This is a genomic window from Heyndrickxia acidiproducens DSM 23148, from assembly GCF_000374345.1.
In the GTDB taxonomy this organism is placed as follows: domain Bacteria; phylum Bacillota; class Bacilli; order Bacillales; family Bacillaceae_C; genus Weizmannia; species Weizmannia acidiproducens.
This window is the reverse complement of the sequence record NZ_KB894027.1, coordinates 1-18,041: the sequence shown is the minus strand read 5'-3', so window position 1 is coordinate 18,041 and position 18,041 is coordinate 1. Positions and strand designations below refer to the sequence as shown.

The following is an 18,041-nucleotide window of genomic DNA, read 5'->3' as shown; positions in this document are numbered from 1 at the left end:
ATAAGTTCAACCAACAAATGGCTTCCAGTTTTCGGACGCCTCTACTATGCCTTTTTCTAATCAGGCATGAACCAGTACCAATACATTGCCGTAAAACTTGCAAAAAAATGGAAGTGGCAAGTTTATTTGTTGTGCCTGGAAAATCACCTGAACAGCTTTTTCAAAGATTGAAAACAAGAAAACTACTGTTTAACAAATAATCAGTCACTTACCGGAAGGCTGCACAATGAAATCTACCTATTAATGCCGCAAATTAGGTTTTTGTCACGGATTCAGGTACTATCTAATACACTCAATTATCGATGCTGCTCTTAATAGCCTATCTACCTTAATTGGTATCAACTAAGAAAATTTATTATTTTTTAAGACTCATAGTAATGAAACATCTGCCGCCTCCTATTTTTTTTTGCAAAGTTTTATGTTGTTTTCTTTACTTGTTCTTATCATAAGCAACACTTGTAAAGAACTTATGAGTAAGTTATGGAGAACTTATGTGGATGAAAGCTTACTATTTTTCCTTCTCAAAAAAGATAATAAAATAGGCAAAAAAAAGGATTAAGTCAAGTGACTTAATCCCTTACTGCTTTGGAATGTATACCTCTACAGTTGTTCCTACATTTAATTGACTATCGATCTTTATTTCACCATGATGAGCTTATACAAGTGCCTTTACGATAGATAACCCAATCCCAATGCCTCCAGTTTTCCGATCACGTGATTTATCCCCCCGGTAGAATCTTTCAAATAGGAACGGGAGATCATCCTCACTAATTCCAACTCCTTCATCTTTAATAATAAAACTAATTTGATCATTTTTTTCCTCTATATGAATCGATACTTGTTTTCCTTTCGGTGTATATTGTAGGGCGTTATTGACGATATTCGTTAATATTTGAATGATTTTATCACGATCTCCTAAGAACCAATGCTGCTTATCGGGATGTTGAATCTTTAATTCAACTCCTTTTTTCATAAACACCGGACTGAATTGATCGTTTATAAAAGATAATAGTTTTCCGGTTTCTAACTTTGTTTTATCCAATCTAATCTGAGGATTTTCAGCCGCCATTAATTTTTCTAACTCATTAACTAGCCGAACTAACCGCATTAGTTCTGCATGACATTGATCTAATCTCTTTGAATTAGGTTCCCAAATACCATCTTGAAAAGCTTCAATATGACTTCTTAATGTTGCAAGTGGCGTTCTAAGTTCATGAGCAAAATTAGCTGTAAATTGTTTTCGGAGTGATTCTTCTTTTGCTAAGGATTCTGCAAGCTGATTAAAGGACTCCCCTAAAGGCTTCATTTCAACTGTTAATTCATCAATAGGGACTCTAGTTCGCCATTGATGATTTCGTAGCTCAATTATCGCATTGATTAATTTTTTAAACCCTGTTGTAAGTCTTTTAGAAAATAGTAAACTAAATAATATCGATAAAATAACTGTAACTAATACTGCAAGGTAAATGTTTCTTTTAATAGACTTCAAAAATTCAGAATCCTCACCCATTAATTTTTCAGGATAAAATACCGTCAATTTTCCGACTAATTTATTATTCGTTTTTAATGGATAAGAAGTTGATTGATAATCTTTAGAATCTAGTGAGGAATGATTACCTTCCATCATTCCCATCATGGAACGAACCGATGTTGTATCAATCAGTAAGTTCCCATTAGCATCATAAAGTCTATAGAATAAATTTTCCGTCATTGCCTGTTCATGCATCTTATAACTCAAATTTTGATTTATTAGTTCACCTGTCTCATTAAATTGTTGCAGTGCATCCTTTTTTATTGATTCGATACTTTCATCTCTATTTTTTTTTAGATAATCGGTAAATTGATTTTCAACCCCAAAAAAAATAGTAAAACTTGTAATAAAAATGCCACTTAGAGAAACAACTAAAAGGTAGATTAAAATCCTTGACCTAAGTGTTAGATTCATCTTTTTCTCCCCCAAACTTATAGCCCATTCCGAACACAGTCATGATAAATTCAGGGTGACGAGAATCGGTTTCAATTTTTTTTCGCAAATTTTTTATATGTGTATCAATACTTCTTTCGTATCCTTCAAAATAGACACCATCTTCTTGAATTCTTTCTAATAAGTCAGCCCTACTATAGACTCTCCCCGGATAACTTGCCATCGTCATTAATAGCTTATATTCATTTGGGGTTAGCGCAAGTATGTCATCATTAAGCTTTACTTCCTTTTTCACATGATCAATCATAAGTTTATGGTTATTAAAACTGATTTGATTTACTTTTTCCTTCTTTTGTATCCTTCTTAATAAGGCTTTTACTCTTACAACTACTTCTCTTGGACTAAACGGTTTTGTCACATAGTCATCCGCACCAATGACAATTCCATTAATTAAATCATCCTCAGCTGACTTGGCGGTAAGCATAATAATGGGAATATCACTTTCTTTCCTCACTAACCTACACACCTCTTCACCCGAAATATCAGGTAACATTAAATCTAGTACAATAAGATCCGGACTCTCTTCTTTTACTTTTTTTAAAGCTTCAATTCCATTGGTAGCAAAAGAAATTTCCCAGCTTTCTTTTTCAAAATAAGCCTCTAACACTTCAAGAATGACCTTTTCATCATCCACCACTAGAATTTTTGTCATAAAATAATCACCTCTTATTAGCATATTATCATCTTATTTACGAAAAAAAATAATCTCCATCATTTCCACACAACTTGATCTTAGAAACTCCATATGTGGTATGTAAAAAATTTTCTTTGCTAAATCAAACACTTCCAAACAGATTCTTTCTCCATTAAATGGGCCAGTTTGTTGAATAAGAACAAATGACGATTCCCCTACTAAACAAACCGTCCAGTAGTTTAAGTACATTTTTTTCACAAAATAACATTCATATATGAAATCCCATAACTTGTAAACACTTCATTACTTTGGAAAGACATTTTCATTATTTTGGATTATAATTAACTTAAACAAATACTACGTTCAAATAGAATCACTATGCACTTTCTTTCTATCCCTTCACCCATGCTAAAGAAAGGATAGTTAGAATGGAGTATCACAAATCAAAAAAAGATCCAGAGCTTTATTATTCCATTAACGATAAAGGTGAAAAACGCTGGATGTTTCGTCACAAATATTATGATTCATTAGGAAAACGTAAAGAGAAAAAAAGACGGGGATTTCTTACCGAGAAAGAAGCATATCAGGCTCTATTAGAAGTAAAATCTAATACACTTAAAGGAGCTATTAAACAAGTAGAGTATTCAAATTTCACCATAGCTGAATGGTTTGATCTTTGGTATGAAACACATGAGTTGGATTGGAAGCCTACCACTCGTCAACAGCGTGAGATGGCCATACGTCTACAAATTAAACCATTGTTAGGTCGTTACAAGCTTCAAGAATTGGATAAAACAACTTATAAACGGGCTTTTATAAATCCGCTTCTTAAAGAATACAAAGTAGAAACTGTAAAGCTATTTCATCGATTATTTAAAATTGGAATAAATGCGGCTGTAGATGATGAAATCCTATCTCGGAACCGTTTTACCAAAATCACTATTCGCAATGAAAAGCAGGAGCTATTTTTCAAGGGAAAAAGTTTAAATGATAATTTCTTAGAAGCGCATGAGTTAAACAAATTATTATCTACCGCAAAAGAGTATGAGAACATCACTAATTACACACTCTTTTTGCTTCTTTCTTATACGGGTTTGCGTCGTGGTGAAGCTTGTGGACTACAGTGGAAGGATATTGACTTTACCAAGAAAACATTAACAGTAGAACGTACCAGAGACAATAAAGGAGTACGATCTCCCAAAACTGATAACAGTTATCGTACCATCTTAATTGATGATATCCTAATCCAACAGTTAAAGGGCTATAAGAAATGGTGTAAGGAAACGAAATCTAAATTTGGATACCACCTGATAAATAGTGACTTTATCTTCATCTCTTATCAAAATGGAAATCCCATCACAGATAATACTATTATTTATTCTCTAAGACGGATAACTAAAAAAGCTGGTATAAAACCAATCACTCCACATGGATTAAGACATACACATGCTACACTTCTGCTAAGTCAAGGTAAACGCGCAGCTAGTATTAAGGTAGTTGCTGAGCGACTAGGAAACACACCACAAATGATCCTTGACATATACGGTCATACATTTTTAGATTTAGAAGAAGAGTCCGTTCAGTTATTCTCTGAAAGTCTTAGTGGGGCCAAAACTGGGGCCAATTCCGAGTTATAGTGGTTTAAACGTTGATACATCAGGGGTTGAGAGAATCGTTGAATATTACTCATTCATAAAATTTACCACCCGCCACCCAATTGACGCTCCTGTTTTGCGATGTTAGAATGTTTTTAAACAGCAGATCCGCAAGCTTTTCGCCGCAGTTAAACAAAAAAGGCTCTAATTCTAAGTTGGGAATTAGGGCCTGGTGCACATATAGTTTAGAAGTGATAATGCGGCATGTTTTATATGCTTAATTTAATCTCTTAATACGATTTAAATGGGATTTCCAATACGGATTGCTTAAACTTTTAACGGAGACATAATCACTCGATGACGAGATAAATTGATTGTTTCCAAGATAAATCCCAACATCGGAAATTCCTGCTTTATAAGTATTTTCAAAGAATACGAGATCGCCCGCCTGCGGTTGGCTTACATTATAGGAACTATTGTAGTAGCCTGCTGCTGATTGGCGGCTGATATTTTTCCCTGCTTGATTAAATACATAGTAAACAAATCCGCTGCAGTCAAATCCGGATGGCGTCGTTCCTCCCCAAGCATAAGGCGTGCCGGTTAAACCCTTGGCTATTGAAACCACTTTGCTGGCACTGTAGCCAGTACTAGTTGATGCATTCGAAACCAGCGATGTCCTGGCGGCTGTATTTTGGCTGGATGCCGTTGAACCGTTTACTTTTAACGTGTCCCCGGCATAAATTAAGTCTGAACTCAAATGATTCCATTTTTTCAGGCTGGAGACAGTGACGCCAAATTTTTTGGCAATCCCGGACAAGGTATCACCACTTACGATTTTATATGTATTTGTTGTATTGTTCGCGATGCTTGCTTGAGATGATGACACTTTAAGTACCTGATTTGGATAGATCATGTTGCTTGTTAAATGATTTGTATTCTTAATGCTGGAGACGGTTGTCTTATACTGCCGGGAAATCCCCCATAGCGTGTCCCCTTTTTTAACTGTATAGTTTGCAGCTTCCGTTGTCACCGTTCCTAACATCATGGACGCAATTGCCATGCCGGCTGTAACAGATAATACCTTCTTTTTACCGATCAAGATGTAAACCTCCCTGGTGTGATATAAAAGATCCTTTGCATAAAATGTGTACGTTTAATTCATCCAATAAAGTCTATTGAATGAAACGTTTTTATTCTAGAATAGTATTCTCTCAATATCAATATCTCTTGTCTTTTTTAATATAACCGTAATGTTTCGTTACGTTTTTGTCATATAGGCAGGAAATGTTTACTTTCCGCCTATACGTTTGCTTATCAAATAAACCGGAATGATTCAGAGCCTGTTTTTCATGCTTTGAATTCCGGGTCAAACCTTGTATCAGGCTAACTGTTGGGACGTCTGCCAATTGCATTTTCGCCTTAATCCGGTTCACGGGCTTCAACCGTTTCATTGATTGCGATTGCCCCTTTAACAGACTGGGCCATGGGGCAGTTTTTCATTGCGACTTTTAGAGACTTTTCGAGCTGTTCCAGTTTTAAATTTTCTCCCTTAACCAAAAAATGAAGGTGGATTTTCGTCACTTTATTTTCCTTCTGTTCGTTTCTTTCCACATCTGCTGTAATTTCGATATTTTGGTAAGAAATCCGCTTTTTATCCAGTACTTTTTTAAACACGCCGCCGCTGCAGCCGGCAATTGAGGAAACAAGCAGCTGGTATGGCCGGAATCCGATTTTGCTGTTTCCGGATATTGATAAGCTGCCAAATTCAAATTTGCTTTGAAACGCACCGGTATCTTTAAGTGTAAATTTCAATCCCGCCATCTCCTTTCATTTCTCCTATCAGTTTACCAAACTGCTGCCTGCGATAAAAGATATTGCGATATACCTTGCTGACCTCGTTTGATACCTGATACTTCTGTTTTTCCTTTCCTTAATGTAATGGTTTTATCAAAAACGGGGGTATCAGCTTTTGAAAGCTTGTCCATGACCTCTGCGCCTTTTTCGAAAATAGCGATTTTGGTTCCGTTCCCGATCCCTATTTATTAGAGAATATTTATTCTAAATAAGGGTAAGTTGATTAATGAAATTGGGACTTTAAGCAATTATTGGGAATGGAGGTAATCAGATGAATTACAGAAGATTATGGATCAGCCTTGCCATCGTTTTTATTGTTTCTTTTTCAATATTGGGTTATTTTGGCGGCAGGCTGTATCATACAAAGCCGCCGATTCCAGCAAAGGTCGTGGCAACAGATGGCACCGTCCTGTTTACCCGGCATCAGATTGAAACCGGTCAAAATGTATGGCAATCGATGGGCGGTCAGGAACTCGGAAGTATTTGGGGGCACGGCGCCTATGTCGCACCTGATTGGAATGCAGATTGGCTGCACAGGGAATCGATGTGGATTTTAAACGCCTGGGCAAAATCCGATTACAAAAAAGTGTACAAAGCATTGGATGATGAACAAAAAGCGGCGCTCCAAGCACGCTTAAAAAAAGAATTGCGGACAAACACTTACGATAAAAAGACAGGTACAATTACCGTATCGCCGATTGAAGCAAAAGCGATTTCAGCAACCAGCAAACATTATATTGGCCTGTTTTCAGATGATCCGAAACTGGACCAGCTTCGGGAAGATTATGCGATTCCCAAGAATACAATTAAAGATCCGGAGCGTTTAAACGTGCTCGTTTCCTTTATCTGGTGGAGCACATGGGCAGCGCACACGGATCGCCCCGGCGACATTGTGACCTATACGAATAACTGGCCGAATGAACCGCTGATTGACAATAAGCCGTCCGGGGAGATGCTGGTTTGGTCCGTCATCAGTTTTGTGTTGCTTTTGGCCGGCATCGGTGCGCTGGCCTGGTACTATGCATCCACAAATAGCCGTGAAGGACATCATGGACTGGAAAAGTTCCCGAAAAAAGACCCGCTGCTCGGCCTGGCAACCACCCCTTCCATGAAAGCCACGACAAAATACTTTTGGGTGGTGGCACTGTTATGGATAATACAGGTGGGATTGGGCGCCATCGCAGGCCACTACCAGGTTGAAGGCAATGGTTTTTACGGGTTCCCGCTTGCAAAATGGCTGCCCTATTCCGTTGTACGATCATGGCATACACAATTAGGAATTTTATGGATCGCAACGGCTTGGCTGGCAACGGGGTTGTACATTAGTCCGGCAATTTCAGGGCGTGAGCCAAAATTTCAGCGTTTCGGCGTGAATTTTTTATTCTTCTGCCTGCTGATCATTGTTGCCGGTGCGATGGCAGGTGAGTGGTTTTCAATTATGCAGAAGCAGTCGCTTAAAACAAGTTTCTGGTTTGGGCACCAGGGATACGAATATACCGATATTGGCAGGTTTTGGCAGATTTTCTTAACCATCGGGCTGTTCTTATGGCTGTTTTTAATGATACGTGCTATTTGGCCGGCTTTTAAAAATATAAAAGAAAGCCGGAATTTACTTGCACTTTTCTTATTGGCGTCAACAGCCATTCCGGTCTTTTATATTCCGGGATTAATGTGGGGCCAGCATAGCAATCTTGCAATCGCCGAATATTGGCGCTGGTGGGTTGTCCACTTATGGGTAGAAGGATTTTTTGAAGTGTTCTCTACTGTTGTGATCGCCTTTTTGTTTACACGATTAGGCTTATTAAAAGTCGCAACTGCAACATCAAGTGTACTGTTTTCAACTGTCATCTTCTTATTTGGCGGCATTATCGGCACATTCCATCATCTTTATTTCAGCGGCACCCCCGTTGGTGTCATCGCATTCGGCGCAACGTTTAGCGCGTTAGAATGTGTGCCGCTTGTACTGATCGGATTCGAGGCTTATGAGAATATCACGAAAAAACATGCTACACCATGGGCATCTGCTTATCAATGGCCGATTAATTTCTTTGTTGCCGTCGCCTTTTGGAATCTTGTCGGTGCGGGTCTTTTCGGATTCTTTATCAATCCGCCGATTGCACTGTATTATATGCAGGGATTAAATACGACAGCCGTGCATGCCCATACTGCTCTTTTCGGTGTATACGGCATGCTTGGGATCGGGCTGATGCTTTTCTGCTTGCGGGGATTAACCGTTCAGCGCGAATGGAAGACCGGCGCACTGAAATTTTCATTCTGGGCGATCAATATCGGGCTTGCTTTAATGGTCCTTTTAAGCCTGCTTCCGATCGGGCTGATGCAAACATGGGCAAGCGTCCAGCACGGCATGTGGTATGCACGCTCGGCAGAATTTTTATCCAGAGGCATTGTGCATCGTTTCGTGTGGCTGAGAATCATTGGTGACAGTATTTTTGCGATTGGGGCCATCGCACTGGTTTGGTTTATTGCGGGCTTAAAAACCGGCTGGTCATTATCTAAAAAAAGGTCTCTATAAACAATAGAAAATCACATGCAGCTTGTAACTGAAAAAAAGCGTGCAATGGAAACCGCGTACTTACGCTCCCATCGCATGCTTTTTTAGTTTTACCAGCCGCGGCTTGCACCGCCGCCACCTGAAGAACCGCCGCCGCCTTTACTGCTTCCGCCTGATCCGCCACCGCCTCCTCCCCTGAAAAACATCGAAAGGAGATTGATTAGAAAGTAGGTCATGGTTCCGCCAAAGAATTTGAAATCAATGAAGATCAAAAACAATAGGCCAATGCCAATTAAGATTTGTTTCCAAAACGAAAGCGGCGTTGCTGTTGAACCATTTGACGGTTCCTCATAAGCTTTCGGATCCGATTTTATATCCACATTGTATTCTTTCGCCGTCTCATTCACGACTTTTTTATACGTATTGGCAATGGCCTGGTCCGGTTTATTTTCTTTGAGGTAAGGCAGCGCATACTGATCCAGAATTCTGCCAATTTTTCCGTCAGGCAGCGCACCCTCGAGGCCGTAACCGACTTCAATTCTTATTTTTTCATCTTTCATGGCAAGCACAATCAGGACGCCATTATTCAGCTTTTCATCGCCCAGTCCGTATTTCCGGAACGCCTGGTTTGAAAATTCTTCAAGTGTGGTATTTTTTCCGATCGTATCGACGGTCAAAACAGCAACTTGCGCTTTTGTTTCAGCATGAAGCTGCTTGCCGAGGCTGATCATTTCCTGCTTCTGCCCGTCTGTGAGTACGCCGGCAAAGTCCTGTACATAAATATCGCCGGACGGGGATGGAATGTCAGCGTCCGCGCTTGCCGCCACACCCCCGCCCAGCACTGCAAACAGCAGCGATAAAGCAATGGCTGCAACGAACGCAACCTTTTTCATCATTGATCACTGTTCCCAAAATTGACTTTCGGTGCTTCTTTTGCGTTATTGTCAGCTTTAAAGTATTCCTTTTCATGAAAACCAAATAGATTGGCAATCAGGGCGCCCGGCATTCTTTTTACCTTTTTATTATAAGCAGCAACTTCACTGTTGTAATCCTGGCGCGCAACAGCCAGACGGTTTTCCGTCCCGGCCAGTTCGTCCATCAGCTGCGTGAAGTTTTCATTTGCTTTTAGGTTTGGATAGTTTTCCACAACTACCATTAACCGGTTTAACGCCGTTGTCAGCTCGTCATTTGCCTCCGCTTGATCCGCAGGGGTTTTCGCGCCGGCCAATTGTGCACGGGCATTGGAAATATCGGAGATAACAGACTTCTCATGGGACGCATAACCTTTTACGGTATTGACAAGGTTTGGAATTAAATCCATTCTCCGCTGCAGCTGGTTTTCGACTTGTGCATACGACTTGCTTACATTTTCTTCTGCATTCACAAAGCTGTTATAGCTTGAAAATATGCCAATCACAAAGAAAACAAGAATCACTGCAATGATGATCCAAGGCATTGATTTTCTCATGATTCTTTCCTCCTGATATTTAAAAGATACTTTCATGGTTTACCCTTTTTTGTGAAAAAGGACACCTTAAACTTATACGGTTCAAAAATCAATAAGTTTCATTGCACTCCCGTAATATCATGAGGCACAATAGGTTCCAAGCACGATTCCGATAAAAGCCATCCCGATCCCGAATCCATAGCTAAGCCCCAGATAGGTAAAAAGCATTTTCCATTGTCTTTCCGCGTGGAGCTGGATGTTTTCAAGATTAAATGTAGAAAATGTCGTAAAAGCGCCCATAAATCCTGTGCCCAAAAGCAGCCGCCAGGAGCTGCCGGCACCGATGCCGATCATGACGCCCAGCAAAAATGACCCTAAGACATTAATCAGCAATGTCGCAACTGGCAACCTAACGGGATAAATGCGTTTAATAAATTTCGAAAGCGCAAACCGGAAAATTGCCCCAAAAAAAGCTCCGAATGCGATCAACAACCCATCCATTACCATATCAAGCCACCGCTACCTTTCCTGTTGTGTTTGCACTTTTAACTGTTTTGACCGCATATGCAACTTTGCCCCGAGCTGAAAACCGCACCAGGACATCATCAGGCCACCAAATAAACTAAGAAAAACATAAAAAATAGCATATAAAAGATGTGACTGCTGAACCAATTGAACCGTTTCAACACTAAAAGTTGAAAATGTCGTGAATGAACCGACAAAACCGGTGCCAAGTGCAGTCACGATGTACGGATGGATTTTTTTCGACCGAAAAAGATGCATGGTCAGCCAGCCTAAAAGAAAACAGCCGGCCAAATTGATCAACAGGGTTGCAACAGGAAAAACTGTATGGGCATACAGATTAATCCAGATTCCAAAATAATAGCGGGCCAGTGCGCCTAATATACCGGCGATACCTACGAATAAATAAAGCATATGGCATTCCTCCAACAGTCCCTTTGATACAAAAAACCGCCTATCCTTTTTCGATAGGCAGCTTTTTATCATATAAATTACCGTGCCAGCCAGCGTGCGAGGCCAAATGCGGCAGCAGCAGCCAGCCCGCCGATGACAACCGTTTCCAGACCGCTTTTTAAAACGTTGGAACCAGTGAAACGGCCCTTCACAGCGCCGAAAATAAATAGAACAATTAAAGTCATGATAACAGAATCCAGCAGCGCCTGTGAAGCATGGGAGACAAAAAAGTACGGAGAAAGCGGAATGATGCCCCCGACAATATAGGAAAACGCAATCGTCAATGCGCTTTTTAAGCTGCGGCCTTTCTCCGGTTTATCGAGCCCGAGTTCAAATTTCATCATAAAGTCGACCCACTTATTCGGGCTTTCGGACATTTTATCAACGATGGCTTCAATATGTTGCGGTTCAAGACCGTAATCCTTAAATACATCCCGAACTTCATCTTTTTCGCGGTCCGGCACCTCTTCCACTTCCCGGTACTCCCGCTCCAGTTCATTATTATAATGTTCGGCATCTGATTTTGCCGCCAGGTAGCCGCCGAGTCCCATTGCTATTGAACCTGCCGCGATTTCCGCTGCACCGGCCGCTAAAATCAAGACGGGCGAATCCACTGCACCCGACAAACCAGCTGCGAGCGCAAATGGAACGGTTAAGCCGTCTGACATCCCAATCACAATATCACGAACTGTGTCGGAAGCTTGAAAATGTTCTTCCACATGTACAGTATGTCCAGTGTTCGGCATTTTGATCTCTTCCTCTCTCATTCACATCTTGCCAAAAGGCCTAACTACATTTTATCACCGGAAAGCAGCAGTGGCGAATACGGGCGAAAAAGTCCGCAGTTTGTAAAACTTTCTTTTCAATCTCTTTGGATGCGCATATAATAAAAATTAATAAACAAACATCCTGCCACCAATCAAATGAAAGGGAGATATACATCATGCCGCACAGCCATGAACATCATCACCACCATCACCCGGCACATTACGGAAAAGCTTTTGGAATCGGAATCGCGCTTAATGCCCTGTTTATCATGATTGAAGCATCTTATGGCTTTTTCTCCGATTCACTGGCACTAATGGCAGACGCCGGACATAACCTTAGCGACGTTTTGGGGCTGATCATTGCCTGGGCTGCGGTTTTCCTGGGGGAGAAACTGCCGACAAAAAAACGCACGTACGGGTATAAAAAAAGCTCCATCATGGCGGCACTTTTGAACGCCATTATTTTGTTAATCGCCATTGCCGCCATTGTATGGGAGGCGATCCACCGCTTTTCCGATCCACAGCCTGTTGCCGGCAAAACGGTGATCATTGTTGCGGTTATCGGGATTTTTATCAATGCAGTTACAGCCCTGCTTTTCATGTCCGGCCGCGATCATGACCTTAATATCCGCGGTGCCTTCTTGCATATGGCAGCCGATGCGCTTGTTTCGCTCGGGGTTGTCATAGCGGGTTTCGTGATTCTTTTTACCGGCTGGGAATGGCTGGATCCGGTTGTCAGCCTGCTGATTGCAATTGTAATATTTATCGGAACTTGGGGACTCTTGCGGGAGGCGCTTGATTTATCGCTTGATTCAGTACCTGTGGGCATTGATGCCGATGAAATTAGAACGTACTTGGAGAGCCTGCCGACCGTACTGGATGTCCATGATTTGCATATATGGGGAATGAGCACGACAGAGACCGTTTTAACTGTCCATATTGTCCGCTCGCAAATTGAAGATAATGATGAACTGCTGCAAAAGCTGGAAACGGAGCTGCACAACCGTTTTGGAATTGCGCATGCCACCATCCAAATTGAAAAAGGGACTTACGAATGCGGTCTTGCACCTGATAACAAAATATAAAGTGAAACTTCCACCAGTGGGGGTTTTCCTTCATCCCCCACTGATGGTTAGTTGAACCAATCGGAACGTTACGGGCAGTTTGATCTCGCACCTACCTTCTTCGTCCTTAAATCTCCAGGCGGAAGTCTTACTGCCCGTTATGCTGGGATAAATTTTTATGAAAAAAGCTCCGGAATGCGGGGTTTTTTTCATGCTTTCCATTACGGGAAATGACCGTGAGCAACGGTGCAGTGCCGCCCATGATCAAAAAGCAGCAAAACTTTTCGACAAAATTCTACTTTCTCCTGCTTTGTGGATAAATTTATTCACATTGCACACAAGGGTATGTAAAGGTTTATTCCGATTATAAACAGTTTGCCCACAGGTTATAAACAATCTTATGTGGATAAAAGAACGCTTGTTCTAAAGGATTGGATTTGTTAAAGTAAGGGTACAAACGATATATCATTTAATGATTATGCGGAATGCAGTCATCATAGAACAATTATTCTTGGAGGCGAGGCTTATGTTGAAATTATCTGATGAACTTTTGATTGAGTCCTATTACAAAGCCAAGGAATTAAACTTAAGCAATGACTTTATTAACCTCATCAAAAAAGAAATCGAGCGCCGCTCACTCTCACATAAAATTAAAGTGTCTTCCTGACTGCCGTCCCCCTCGTTTTCGGGGATTTTTTGTGTTAAAAAATTTTTTTGCCGAATATGTATTAGTGTACGTTTCATAGGAAGTCGGGAGGGATGGTGGTTATTTTGTCACCTGATCAGGCGAATGGATCCGCCGTAAAAAAACTGCGGGTACATACCGCTAATTTCATTACTGTTGCAAATGCCGGCCTTGGTACGGCGTCTCTGCTTATTTGTGCGCAGGGCCAGCTTCATCTTGGTGCGCTTTTTATTTTTGCTGCCGCCTTATTCGACCGCTTTGACGGCAAAATTGCACGCCGTTTGAAAATTGAGTCAGCATTTGGAAAACAGCTTGACTCTTTGTGCGATATCATTTCATTCGGCGCTGCACCTGTATTGCTAATGTACCAGGGCCTTTTCCATCTATACGGTTTTGCCGGGATCGCGTTCTCTTTGATCTATATTGCATGCGGGGTCATCCGCCTGGCACGCTTCAATTTGAGCGCAAACCGGAATTATTTTACCGGCCTGCCGATCACCGCAGCCGGCGTCATTACGGCCTTCAGCTTTTTAGGCATTCCCCATATCCCGCCTTATTGGATATTGATCTTATTTTTAACCGTCTCCCTCTTAATGGTCTCCCCGTTTAAACTGAAGAAAACTTAAAAACCGGCATATTTGGTACACTCTGCCGGTTTTTTATTTTCTGGCCGGAAAAGTAAAGTTGCCGCCCGCATCTGCCCGGCGGCAACTTTATTTTAATGATCCGAACTTTTCTTTTTCTCTTTTTCAAGCCGGTAAAATTCGTGGAACATTTTCATTAAAGCGCGTTTTTCAATCCGGGATACATAACTCCTTGAAATGCCAAGTTCCTTCGCAATTTCCCGCTGCGTTTTTTCCTTATTCAAATCGAGGCCGAACCTGCCGATAATCACTTCTTTTTCGCGTTCGTCAAGAATATCGAAAAACTGCTTAACTTTTTCCAGTTCCATATTGAGCTGGATGGTGTCAAATACGTCCTCTGCTTCCGATTGAAGCACATCAATCAGCGAAATTTCATTGCCTTCTTTATCCTGGCCGATCGGGTCGTGCAGCGAAACATCTTTCTTCGTTTTCTTCAATGCCCTTAAATGCATCAAAATCTCATTTTCAATACAGCGTGCTGCATAAGTGGCAAGTTTTGTGCCTTTGCCGTTGGAATAGCTTTCAATCGCTTTAATCAGGCCGATTGTGCCGATGGAAATGAGGTCTTCGGCATCTTCACCAGTGTTTTCAAACTTTTTGACGATGTGCGCAACAAGCCGTAAATTATGTTCGATTAAAATGTTCCGGGCTCCCTCATCGCCTTCTGCCATCAACTTTAAATACTTCCGCTCTTCGCTGGCTGAAAGCGGTTGCGGGAAAGCATTGTTTTTTACATACGATACGAAAAAAACAAGCTCTTTCATCATGTAACCAACTGCTGTTAAGATTCCGGACATTCTTTCACCCCCATTTAGGCTCCTGCCTATATAGTTCAAACATATGAGCACAGAGACTGAAATGTGTCTGTCCGGGTAAAAACACAGCTGGGAAATATTGCTGAACTGCTTCATATTCGTGATGGAAAATCAGTTGGCATAATTTCCGGTATGTCAATCTGCTTGAATTAATCGCGAATGTACTCCAATGAAATAAAGCGAATGGCCCGGGCCATTCGCTTTTATTTGTGCCGCCTGTGGAAGACAGCTGTAAAGATCAGAATATGGAGAAACATGATGCACCACCTCCATTAGCCGGTTTGGCTAGGTGGAGTCCTTCTCCACCCAGATCAAGCGTTTTGTTTGTGTAACCACCATCGTAATTATCATCTTAACCTCTCTCCCTTCGTTTTTGATTTCAGACTTGATTAAAATCTTCTGATTTGGTATTCGTCCATCTTTGCGTGCATGTCATCGTAGAGCCTGAATACTTCTTCATCGTGCCGCCTTTGCTCCAAAGTCTTTTTGATCCTTTTGATTGTGACCGTAACAAATAGTAAATTTAACGTCAATATTCCCACCTCCTTTTTAAGCGCAAAAAAACCGCAAGGATCCTGTACGTCCCGCGGTGTTTTGCGTAGAAGCATCAAAAACCGCAGGGAACGCCAACATTGTCCCTGCGGTTTACGCATGTAAATTCAGATTATAAGCGTAAATTCATACCCTTGAGGAGCGAATGTTGAACATGTTCAATTGTAGATTCTGCCATCAGCACTTGATAGATCATGTTCTTCAGCCTCCTTAGAAATGAATTTGCTTACAAGGAAAGTATATCCAGTTTCTCTCAGTTTGTAAACCATTATTTTTAAAAAAAGTAAAAAAGGCCAAAACCCCGGTATGCTGAACAAAAGCGGCAGCGTGCGGCGCTTTACTGTTCAGATACAAAGGTCCGGCCTTTTTCCATCCAAAAAATTATTTGCGGTTTAATTTCTGATGGAGCAGTTGGATGCCTTCCTCGCTTTTCATTAAGCTCTGATGGTACTTGCGGGAAACGGTAAAAAACAGAGCGGAGGCGGCAATGAACGCGGATGAAGTGATCAGCAAAATCTTTGTGCCCAGTTCAGACTTTCCCTCAATCGGCATCACGGCACCCAAATATAAGAATCCTGTCATCGCAACCAGCACAATCCCATATAATTTAAAATCAACCATTTTTCCATACAATGTCTTCGCTTTTTTCACTTGGCTCTCGTCCTTTCTATTAATCTGCTAAATCTACTCTATCACAGATTAAACCCAAAAAAGACAAGTAATAGATGGTTTTTTAGGTAAAAGTTGGATAATCAGAGTTTTTCCACGATACCCATGACCAAATTCGCCGAGTTCACAGCCGCGGTCTCAAGATATTCATCAAAAGAAATATTGGACTCCCGGCCGGCAATATCAGAAAGCGAACGAATAATGACAAAGGGAGTATTGAACTGGTAAGCCACCTGGCCGACCGCTGCAGCTTCCATTTCCACCGCCTGGACCTGTGGAAACGCCTTTTTGACGGCAGCCGTTTTGCCCGGATCATCCATGAAAGAATCACCTGTTGCAATCAGCCCTTTGACAACATGAACCCCCTCCAGCTTCTTTGCACATGATTCAGCCAGGTTCATCAAACGGGGATCCGCCAAAAAAGCGGCCGGCATTTGCGGTACCTGGCCGTATTCATATCCAAAAACTGTCGCATCGACATCATGGTGGCGCACTTCGGTTGAGATGACCACATCCCCGACATGAAGGTCAGGATTGGAACCGCCTGCCGATCCGGTGTTAATACATACATCAGGCGCATATTTTTGCAGGAGAATGCCGGTTGACAGCGCGGCATTGACTTTGCCGATCCCGGAACGGAGCAGCACAACGTCTTTCCCGCTCATTGTTCCTGTTGTATATTCATATCCGGCAATCGTTTCTGCGTGCCGGTTTAAAATATGGTTACGCAATAATGCTACTTCTTCTTCCATTGCACCAATCATTGCAATTTTCATGATCCAGCCTCTTTTCCAATACCTATTGTCCTGTTCCTGACAAGGCGGTGCACCGGTACCGTGCACGCCGCTCAGTTTTTATCATTCGTAATTAATGCGTATATTTTGGTTGGTTTCCAGCCCTTGCCGTCCACCCAGGTTAAGTAGACGCGGTATGTAGTTGAATTGTTTTTTTCTGAAACCGTGCCGATTGCTTCATCAGTCGTTGCACCGCGTTCCAAATACCAAACGGTCATATTGTCTTCCGGAATACCGGTTGCATATGACAGAGCTTTTAATTTCTCCTGCCAGTCGATGGATGAAGAGTCTGCGGAATATACATGTCCGCTTGTCTGCCGGGTGCCGACCGGTTTCCAGCCTGAATCAGTGATTTCTTCCTTAACGTTTGGTTCAGTGCTTTTGGTCACTTTACGACCGGACTTTTCGCTGTCTTTTTTGTCCGTTTGTTTCTTTTCAGCAGTTTTTTTCGATGAATCAGTCTCCGATTTCTTCGTGACGGCAGCAGTTTTATCCGCCGTCTTATGGCGGTTTTCAGTTTTTTCGTTATCACTGCCGGCGAAAAAGATCGAGTATGCGACAATACAAATCAGTGCAATCACAATCACAATTAATGTATTTAAGATTAAATTGGTTTTCCGCCGCTTTGATTTCTGCATGGCGTGTTTTCTTTCTTCACGGCTGTAGTAATCTGCCAAAGGTTATCCCCCCCGTTTCATGACATTATCATATCATGATTTTTATGCATCGAAAAGGCATATATAGCTCCCCTGCACCCGGCGGCCGGAATCGAGTAGGAGGCTAATCATTATTTGATTAGCCGACCTCTCACACCACCGTGCGTACGGTTCCGTACACGGCGGTTCTAAAGTTTACGACCTTACAGACAGATAATAATCCAGAAAACTTATATACCTTGCTCTTCGGAAGAGTTCGTTTGTTAAGGTTCTGGTTAAGATATGGCTGCCGGCAATTCTCCAGTAGCCTTTTCTTGTGTTTGCCCATTCCCAAGCTTTACTTTTATTGATCCCTAATTTCTTGAGCCAATAAAATCTTGTGCGTACTCTCTTC

General features: G+C 41.7%; 21 protein-coding genes and 1 pseudogene. 6 read left to right on the top strand and 16 right to left on the bottom strand.

The window, feature by feature from the left end; all coding sequences use genetic code 11:
• A partial coding sequence (locus C232_RS20135) for a hypothetical protein (protein WP_211211504.1) occupies window positions 1-200 on the top strand: 200 nt, incomplete at its 5' end.
• A gap of 455 nt (window positions 201-655) precedes the next feature.
• On the opposite strand, the gene C232_RS18870 is transcribed toward C232_RS20135, so the two are convergent.
• Both C232_RS18870 and C232_RS0115790 read right to left on the bottom strand, forming a co-directional pair.
• Window positions 656-1,945, bottom strand: coding sequence for a sensor histidine kinase (locus C232_RS18870; RefSeq protein WP_018665121.1), 1,290 nt, complete (start codon window positions 1,943-1,945; stop codon window positions 656-658).
• Window positions 1,929-2,636, bottom strand: coding sequence for a response regulator transcription factor (locus C232_RS0115790; RefSeq protein WP_018665120.1), 708 nt, complete (start codon window positions 2,634-2,636; stop codon window positions 1,929-1,931). The genes C232_RS18870 and C232_RS0115790 overlap by 17 nt, the downstream gene beginning before the upstream one ends.
• Before the next feature lie 410 nt (window positions 2,637-3,046).
• On the opposite strand from C232_RS0115790, the gene C232_RS0115785 reads away from it, so the two are divergent.
• Window positions 3,047-4,255 carry a tyrosine-type recombinase/integrase gene (locus tag C232_RS0115785; RefSeq protein ID WP_018665119.1) on the top strand — a complete coding sequence of 403 codons (1,209 nt, stop codon included), beginning with the start codon at window positions 3,047-3,049 and terminating at the stop codon, window positions 4,253-4,255.
• A 235-nt stretch (window positions 4,256-4,490) separates the two neighbouring features.
• Here the strand turns inward: C232_RS0115785 and C232_RS18865 are convergent, their stop codons facing one another.
• The 3 genes from C232_RS18865 to C232_RS19905 all read right to left on the bottom strand — a co-directional run bounded on the left by C232_RS18865 (window position 4,491) and on the right by C232_RS19905 (window position 6,198).
• The gene (locus C232_RS18865) at window positions 4,491-5,312 is read right to left on the bottom strand and encodes a C40 family peptidase (protein WP_018665118.1); all 822 of its coding nucleotides are present in this window, start codon (window positions 5,310-5,312) and stop codon (window positions 4,491-4,493) included.
• Window positions 5,313-5,632: 320 nt separating this feature from the next.
• Entirely contained in the window at window positions 5,633-6,034 is a 402-nt protein-coding gene (locus C232_RS0115770; protein ID WP_018665116.1) for an OsmC family protein, read from the bottom strand.
• 23 nt (window positions 6,035-6,057) lie between these two features.
• On the bottom strand, window positions 6,058-6,198 hold the full coding sequence (locus tag C232_RS19905; RefSeq protein WP_155891602.1) for a hypothetical protein: 141 nt from the start codon (window positions 6,196-6,198) through the stop codon (window positions 6,058-6,060).
• Between the two features lie 140 nt (window positions 6,199-6,338).
• Here C232_RS19905 and C232_RS0115765 point away from each other — a divergent pair, with 140 nt between their 5' ends.
• A complete protein-coding gene (locus tag C232_RS0115765) occupies window positions 6,339-8,600 on the top strand; it encodes a nitric-oxide reductase large subunit (RefSeq protein ID WP_018665115.1) in 2,262 nt (753 codons plus the stop codon).
• An 89-nt stretch (window positions 8,601-8,689) separates the two neighbouring features.
• On the opposite strand, the gene C232_RS0115760 is transcribed toward C232_RS0115765, so the two are convergent.
• From C232_RS0115760 to C232_RS0115740, 5 genes are all read right to left on the bottom strand, one after another.
• Entirely contained in the window at window positions 8,690-9,472 is a 783-nt protein-coding gene (locus tag C232_RS0115760) for a TPM domain-containing protein (RefSeq protein ID WP_026314641.1), read from the bottom strand.
• The gene (locus C232_RS0115755) at window positions 9,472-10,047 is read right to left on the bottom strand and encodes a LemA family protein (protein ID WP_018665113.1); all 576 of its coding nucleotides are present in this window, start codon (window positions 10,045-10,047) and stop codon (window positions 9,472-9,474) included. The genes C232_RS0115760 and C232_RS0115755 overlap by 1 nt, the downstream gene beginning before the upstream one ends.
• 117 nt (window positions 10,048-10,164) lie before the next feature.
• The gene (gene crcB, locus C232_RS0115750; RefSeq protein WP_018665112.1) at window positions 10,165-10,533 is read right to left on the bottom strand and encodes a fluoride efflux transporter CrcB; all 369 of its coding nucleotides are present in this window, start codon (window positions 10,531-10,533) and stop codon (window positions 10,165-10,167) included.
• 12 nt (window positions 10,534-10,545) lie between these two features.
• Entirely contained in the window at window positions 10,546-10,962 is a 417-nt protein-coding gene (crcB, locus tag C232_RS0115745; RefSeq protein WP_018665111.1) for a fluoride efflux transporter CrcB, read from the bottom strand.
• 77 nt (window positions 10,963-11,039) lie between these two features.
• A complete protein-coding gene (locus C232_RS0115740) occupies window positions 11,040-11,747 on the bottom strand; it encodes a VIT1/CCC1 transporter family protein (RefSeq protein ID WP_018665110.1) in 708 nt (235 codons plus the stop codon).
• Between the two features lie 197 nt (window positions 11,748-11,944).
• Here C232_RS0115740 and C232_RS0115735 point away from each other — a divergent pair, with 197 nt between their 5' ends.
• The 3 genes from C232_RS0115735 (at window position 11,945) to pssA (ending at window position 14,143) form a co-directional block, all read left to right on the top strand.
• A complete protein-coding gene (locus tag C232_RS0115735; RefSeq protein WP_018665109.1) occupies window positions 11,945-12,853 on the top strand; it encodes a cation diffusion facilitator family transporter in 909 nt (302 codons plus the stop codon).
• Between the two features lie 505 nt (window positions 12,854-13,358).
• Window positions 13,359-13,499 carry a sporulation histidine kinase inhibitor Sda gene (locus C232_RS0115725; protein ID WP_018665107.1) on the top strand — a complete coding sequence of 47 codons (141 nt, stop codon included), beginning with the start codon at window positions 13,359-13,361 and terminating at the stop codon, window positions 13,497-13,499.
• 92 nt (window positions 13,500-13,591) lie between these two features.
• Window positions 13,592-14,143, top strand: coding sequence for a CDP-diacylglycerol--serine O-phosphatidyltransferase (gene pssA, locus C232_RS0115720; protein ID WP_018665106.1), 552 nt, complete (start codon window positions 13,592-13,594; stop codon window positions 14,141-14,143).
• Window positions 14,144-14,235: 92 nt separating this feature from the next.
• Here pssA and sigK read toward each other — a convergent pair whose 3' ends face one another.
• From sigK to C232_RS19595, 6 genes and pseudogenes are all read right to left on the bottom strand, one after another.
• A complete protein-coding gene (gene sigK / locus C232_RS0115715; RefSeq protein ID WP_018665105.1) occupies window positions 14,236-14,958 on the bottom strand; it encodes an RNA polymerase sporulation sigma factor SigK in 723 nt (240 codons plus the stop codon).
• Between the two features lie 407 nt (window positions 14,959-15,365).
• Window positions 15,366-15,518: a YrzI family small protein gene (locus tag C232_RS19600; RefSeq protein WP_235801551.1), complete on the bottom strand. Its 153-nt coding sequence runs from the start codon at window positions 15,516-15,518 to the stop codon at window positions 15,366-15,368.
• Between the two features lie 391 nt (window positions 15,519-15,909).
• On the bottom strand, window positions 15,910-16,179 hold the full coding sequence (locus C232_RS0115700; protein WP_018665103.1) for a YrhC family protein: 270 nt from the start codon (window positions 16,177-16,179) through the stop codon (window positions 15,910-15,912).
• A gap of 101 nt (window positions 16,180-16,280) precedes the next feature.
• Window positions 16,281-16,973 (bottom strand): 5'-methylthioadenosine/S-adenosylhomocysteine nucleosidase, encoded by a 693-nt coding sequence (mtnN, locus tag C232_RS0115695; protein WP_018665102.1) that lies wholly within the window; start codon window positions 16,971-16,973, stop codon window positions 16,281-16,283.
• Window positions 16,974-17,044: 71 nt separating this feature from the next.
• Complete coding sequence (locus tag C232_RS0115690; RefSeq protein WP_018665101.1) at window positions 17,045-17,668, bottom strand: DUF1510 family protein; 624 nt, start codon at window positions 17,666-17,668, stop codon at window positions 17,045-17,047.
• A gap of 174 nt (window positions 17,669-17,842) precedes the next feature.
• Window positions 17,843-18,041, bottom strand: a pseudogene (locus C232_RS19595) (group II intron reverse transcriptase/maturase); the annotation flags it as partial.